General features: G+C 72.0%; 8 protein-coding genes. All 8 read left to right on the forward strand.

The genetic code is table 11. The features are described from left to right. The coding region (locus C1J00_RS36875; RefSeq protein WP_102913282.1) for an MFS transporter at positions 1 to 1,249 on the forward strand (1,249 nt) is incomplete at its 5' end. A gap of 45 nt (positions 1,250 to 1,294) precedes the next feature. Beyond that, a complete protein-coding gene (locus C1J00_RS36880; protein ID WP_180989838.1) occupies positions 1,295 to 1,792 on the forward strand; it encodes a hypothetical protein in 498 nt (165 codons plus the stop codon). Positions 1,793 to 1,891: 99 nt separating this feature from the next. Next, the gene (locus C1J00_RS36885; RefSeq protein ID WP_102913283.1) at positions 1,892 to 2,317 is read left to right on the forward strand and encodes a hypothetical protein; all 426 of its coding nucleotides are present in this window, start codon (positions 1,892 to 1,894) and stop codon (positions 2,315 to 2,317) included. Beyond that, positions 2,314 to 3,159: a relaxase/mobilization nuclease gene (locus tag C1J00_RS36890; protein ID WP_102913284.1), complete on the forward strand. Its 846-nt coding sequence runs from the start codon at positions 2,314 to 2,316 to the stop codon at positions 3,157 to 3,159. The genes C1J00_RS36885 and C1J00_RS36890 overlap by 4 nt, the downstream gene beginning before the upstream one ends. Before the next feature lie 13 nt (positions 3,160 to 3,172). After that, positions 3,173 to 3,868: a hypothetical protein gene (locus tag C1J00_RS36895; RefSeq protein WP_180989839.1), complete on the forward strand. Its 696-nt coding sequence runs from the start codon at positions 3,173 to 3,175 to the stop codon at positions 3,866 to 3,868. Between the two features lie 23 nt (positions 3,869 to 3,891). Next, a complete protein-coding gene (locus C1J00_RS36900; RefSeq protein ID WP_102913287.1) occupies positions 3,892 to 4,647 on the forward strand; it encodes a hypothetical protein in 756 nt (251 codons plus the stop codon). After that, positions 4,644 to 5,294: a hypothetical protein gene (locus C1J00_RS36905; RefSeq protein WP_102913285.1), complete on the forward strand. Its 651-nt coding sequence runs from the start codon at positions 4,644 to 4,646 to the stop codon at positions 5,292 to 5,294. Before C1J00_RS36900 ends, C1J00_RS36905 begins: the two co-directional genes overlap by 4 nt. Before the next feature lie 14 nt (positions 5,295 to 5,308). Then, positions 5,309 to 5,716 (forward strand): hypothetical protein, encoded by a 408-nt coding sequence (locus C1J00_RS36910; protein ID WP_020271152.1) that lies wholly within the window; start codon positions 5,309 to 5,311, stop codon positions 5,714 to 5,716. Positions 5,717 to 5,749: the final 33 nt, after the last annotated feature.

Genomic DNA, 5,749 nt, shown 5'->3' on the forward strand with positions numbered 1-5,749 from the left:
GGCCCCGGCCCCGCGAATCACCTACGGCGCGGTGCTGGGCAGCCCGTACGTCGCCCGCCTCCTCGGCGGCACCCTCACCGGCCGACTCCCCAACGGCATGGCGCCCGTCGCCATCCTCCTGTGGGCCACCACGAGCGGCAGCAGCATCGCCTTCGGCGGACTGCTCAGCGCCCTGTACGGGCTGTCCTCCTCGGTGGTGCAGCCCGTCAAGGGACGCCTCATGGACCGCCACGGCCAGACGGCGGTGCACCTTCCGGCCGCCGTGTTCAACTCGGCTCTCCTGGTGACCCTTCCGCTGACGGGACCGTACGGCGGACCGGGCCTCGCCACGGCCCTCGTCGTCGCCGCCGGCCTGACCACCCCGTCCCTGGAGGCCGGGCTGCGGGCCCTGTGGCCCAGCGTGCTGCCCGACGCCCGCCTTCGACACGCCGCGCTCGCCCTCGACACCGGTACGCAGGGCCTCCTGTACATCGTCGGCCCCCTGCTCGCCGCCGCCCTCGCCTCCGCGTACAACCCCAGCGTCGCGCTCACCGTCACCGCCGTCCTCGGCCTGGCCGGCACCACCGTGGTCGTCCTCGCTCCGCCATCGCGGCGCTGGCGATCGACGCCGTCAGTCGGCACCCTGCACGGTCCCGTTGGACGGCTGACCAGCCCCGGTCTGCTGCTCCTGTTCGTCTCTCTGACCGGCATCGGGTTCGCGATCGGGGCCTTGAATGTGTGGTCGATCGCCATAGCCGAGGACCACGAACAGGACATGCTCTCGGGCATCATCCCCGCTGCGTTCTCCACCGGCAGCTTCCTGGGCGGCCTCGTCTACGGGCGCCGCACCTGGAGTCGGACCGCCGCCGACCGGCTGATCATCGCCAGCGCCGCGTTCCTCGCCGGATGGCTCCCGCTCGCAACCCAGCCCGCGCCGTTCGCGGCCACCGCCGCGGTCACCGTGCCTGGTGCGTTCCTGACCGTCGTGGTCGCCTGCGCCTACGTGACCACCGATGCCCTCGCCCCTGCGGGCCGGACCAGCGAGGCGTATGCGTGGCTGATCCTCTCGATCGGCGTCGGGCAGTCCGCCGGTACCGCCCTGGCCGGACGCCTCGCCGAGCAGACGCTGGCCAGCGCGGCGCTCCCCGCCGCCGGCGCGGCCTTCACCCTCGCCGTCCTTCTCGCCGCGCGCCGACAGCTCCGCCCCGCCGGGCACCGGCCGCCCGGCCGACACCGCCGCCCACTCCGAGGCCGGCACAAGACGTCCTGATCAGGGCACGCCCCCACCTTCCAACCCCTTTGAGGAGATCGAATTATGGCTGTGCGTACGCACTGGACCGTGGAGCACGCCTGCTCCCACAGCGTGGATCACGACCTGTCCAATCGTCCTGCCGACAAGCGGGCGGGCTTTGCCCGTTGGCTCGCGTCGAAGGACTGCACCGACTGCTGGAAGGCGGCGCGCGACGCCGACTCCGAGTCCAAAGAGGAGTGGCTCGCGACCAAGCGGGCCGAGGAGCAGGAGACAGCCGTCGCGTGGGCCAAGCAGTTCTACATGCCGCAGTTGGAGGGCCCTGAGAAGGCCCTGGGCTGGGGCGAGCGCTCCCGCCACCAACTGATGACGGCCGCGCACACCGCGCTCGTCGTCGAGGGCACTTGGGACGAGGCGGACTGGGCGGAGCTGGAGGAGAAGGCCCGCTCCGTCACCCGTGCTGGATGGTGGATCGACCAGCGGGACGCCGAAGGCACTGACCTTCTCGAACTCCTCGACGCGGCCAGTGAGGCGGACCGCGGGACGGAGAACCCGTTCCGCTGACGGCGGGGCAACATAGCCGGGAAACGCCGGTTAGCCAAACCGGCGTTCCTCCGGACTATTGATGCTCCCACCCCGCCAGCCATCGCGTGGAAGGAACTCATGTCCCAGCCCCCGTCCGCCTCGGCGTTCGCACCGACGCCCGACCCGCTCACCCCCGACCGGGACATCACCCACGCCCATTTCCAGGCCGGTGACACCATCGTCGTCCTGAAGGGGGTGGCCGGCGGAGAACTGTGGGGCGACACGATGCGCGTCGTGGCCCCGTCCTGGCACACCCCGACCGACGAGGACGGGTGGCGGCTGCGGGATGCGACCGGCGGCGCCCAGTCCTACGTCACCGCCCACCCTCGCTACCTCGTGCACCTCTCACGCCGCTGCCCTGACTGCCTGATCTATCTACGGGCCATGGAGGACTCCCTCCTCGCACGGTTCGCCGACCGCGACGAGCTGATCGACTGCGGCTGGTACACCACCACCGCCCTGGGCCAGCTCGTGCACATCGCCGACATCCAGGGCGGCCGGTGATCCCCCGCCTGCACGAGCAGACCCACCGGCCCCACGACCCGCTCGAAGAGGCGCTGGGGCGGCCGGTCTCACCGAACGAGGGCCTGACGGAGCACACGATCATCGCCCACTGGCCCGGCCTGGATTACTTCACCCTGGACGACGAGCAGAGGATCTGGACGTCCGTCCAGTGGGCCGAGCACCTCGAAGACCCCTACCTGGAACATCCGTTCGCCGCCAGCCCCGACGACGACCGGCGGGCGATCCTCCACCTCGATGTCCGCCTTCACCCGGATGACCGGGAACTGACAGGACCGGAGTGGGCCGAGGTCGCTCAACGGCTCGCACGAGCCGCCGGCATCGAGATCCCCGGCAAGGAACATGGCTGCCGGTGGATCGCCGTCCAGGCCCAGCCCGGCCGCCTCGACCTGATCGCCAACCTGATCCACCTCGACGGCGCGTGGCACGCTCTTCCCGCGGACAATCTGCGGCGCCTGGCACAGGAGGCGCGTCGCATCGAACAGGACCTCCACCTGGTCCCTGTCCGATCCGACCCCCCTTCGCGGCCTGCTGTCCGCGCGGCGCTCACGGCGTCGGCCCAGCTCGCGACCATCCTCACTCAGCTCGCCGACGAACAGGCCGGCCCGCTGGCCGCGGTACGTGGACTCGTCGAGCACACCTCGCACCGGATCGCCCGCCAGCCGGGAGCAGCCAGCGCCGATACGGCACACCGCCTGGAGCTGATTGCCCGCCGCCTCTACGCCATCCAGCAGGACCTGGACGCCACCGCCAACCGCCTGGTCCAGCCCCGTGCCGTCCCGGCCCCGGACGCCGTCCGGCACAACGCCCACCGATCGCCGTAGGAGAAACGTCTCCTTGCCCCGCACCGACCGCTTCCTGGACATCCGCCGCGACCCGCACTCCGACGAACTCCTTGCCCGCGGCGGCGACTCCGAGGCGCACAGCATCCTCCAGCGCGCGGGCTTCGTCGCCGTCGTCCGCGTCCATGAGACGTACCACCGCGCCCCGACCGGCCTGGCGGAGGACGACGAGTCCCGTCTGGCCACCGACGCCGTGGCCCGCCTGCGGGCGGCCGGATACCACGTCGACTGCGACGCGGACTTCGACACCGCCTCGCGTCCGGCCAGTTACCTGCCGCTGGGATCCTCCGTTGCCCACGTCGCCGAGCGCCTTCGCGAGGCCGCCACTACGGGCGAGGCGGCCGATGCGCTGACTGAGCTGACCGCCGCCCACGACGGCGTCCTCGCCGCGCTGGAGGAAGTCCTCACCGCCACCGCCGACTTCCACGACGGGCTCGGCCAGGCGGCCGACCCCTACATCGCGCGGCGGCTGCGCTACCTCGCCGACGAGCATCTTCGCGTCATCCGTACCGACCTCTGCGAGACCCGCAACCAGCTCGCCGACCGGCATGCCCCGCACCCCGGCCGCAGCACTTGCACCGGGGAAGTCCCGTCAACCGAGCAAGAGCGCTCTGCTGTGTGCGCCTGCCCGCCACCGCCGCGCACCCTACCGGCCCCGCCGCCCCCGATGGCCGCCGGACTGCGCCGCTGACTCCCACCTCGCCCAAGGACACCATGCACGACCACCACACCTCCGAACGCCTCGCCTCGTACGCCGACGTTCTCGCCGGCGAACTCCCCGACAGTTGGACCAGCTCCCACCTGCCAGCCGACGCCAAGGACGACCTCGCCGAACTCGCCGACCGAATCTGGGACCTGGACCTGGTCGCCGCCTCTCTTGCCGAGCACCCCCTGCAGCAGGCCGCCATCCTGAGCCGACAGGACGGTGCGCAGCTCGTCCTTCTGGACCGGAACGACGAGCGCGACGGCTTCCTCATCGCCGCCGTCGCCCCGCACGCCCTGCCCGACGAGGCGTTCCGCGGCGTTCCCGAGCCCAACGGCATCGCCCTGGCCGATGACCCGTTCCTGAGCGCCGAGCAGGTCACCGGCGACCTGCTCGCCCGCTACGACGCCGCCCTCGCCCAGGTCCGCCACAACGCCCTGGGCGGCATCCAGCCCTCCCAGCCGGACCGGGTCGTCCTGACCTGGCAGCCGGACGGCAGCATCGCCACCGCCCCCGCCGACGACCGCGCCAGCGCGGTCCTCATGGCCCACGGCTTCGTCCAGGACCCGCAGAGTGGCATCTACCGCCTGGGTGGTGACGACACCCAGGCCCAGGCCCGCGCCCTGTGCGAGATCGGCCCGCGCCTCGACGCGCTCGGCATCGGCACCGCTCTGCAGCATCCCGCAGGCCGGACCGCGCCCACCGCCGCCGCTTCCGTGCCGCACGTCCCGGCCGGTCCCCGTACGCCGGCCACCCGGTCTCGGTGAAGCAGACGGAGCCCGACTTCTGGGTGCTGGAGTACGTCACCATCACCAAGGACCCCCGCACCGACCTGGTCGTGGCCATCGGCGGCACCGACAAGGCTGCGGACATCCTCCAGCGAACCGGCGGCTTCCTCTCCGCTCCCGGACCGCGCGGGGACTATCACCGGCTTCCACACGGCTTGCCCGTCGAGCAGCAGCGCCGGAAGGCGACCGCAGCCTCGCACGCCCTGCTCGCCGCCGGGCACAGCGTCCACCTCGACCCCACGCTGAACATGCTGGTCGCACCGGACGGTGAACGTGAGGCCGCCCTGCGCTACCTGGCGGGGCTCGCTGAGCGAGCTGCAGCTGCCACAACCAGCAGCGAGGTGGCCGAGGTCCTGACCGAGGTCGCTGCCCCCGTCCACGGGCTGCTGCCCCTCGCCAGAGAGGTCGTCGTCCGCGCCTGGATCGCCGCCAGCGACTTCCAAGGGGCCGCGCCCACCGGGGAACCCGATCCCATCGCACGGCTCGGAAGCACCGCCACCTCCATGAGCGAGGCCGCTCGCGCCATCCTCCACGCCCGCAACCACGCCGCGCGCCCTGCGCAGCGGTCGGCCACTACCTCACCGCCGCCGAGCCGCGCCCAGCCCGCGAAATCCCGCCGCCGCTGACTTCGGAGAACCACATGGCCAACCTAGCCGACGAATACGGCACGGACGTCGAGATCTACATCAAGGCCCTGACGACCACCATCCACGCCGACACCCCAACGGGCGCCTCCGACCAGCTCCACGACCTGCTGGAACACCTCGGCCTGGAACGCCACGAGTACCCCGCCGACACGCCCATCTACATCTGGCACACCGTGCCCGAACACCTCGACGCCGACGAGCAGAAGCGGCTGGCAACCCGCGCCATCCCCGTCCTGCTCCTGGCCGGGTACGAGGTCAACTGCACGCCCGAAGTCTTCGACGAATCCGCCTACCGGCAGGCCGTGCAGGACCTGCGCACCCGAGCGGGCCGCCCTGCCGTGCGGCAACAGGCACCGATCGGCTCCGCCTCGCCTGCAGCTCCGGCCCGCCGCACCCCGTAAGGCGCCTGGGCGGTCCCGGCACCGCGCCGGGAC

This window comes from Streptomyces cahuitamycinicus (assembly GCF_002891435.1).
In the GTDB taxonomy this organism is placed as follows: Bacteria; Actinomycetota; Actinomycetes; order Streptomycetales; family Streptomycetaceae; genus Streptomyces; species Streptomyces cahuitamycinicus.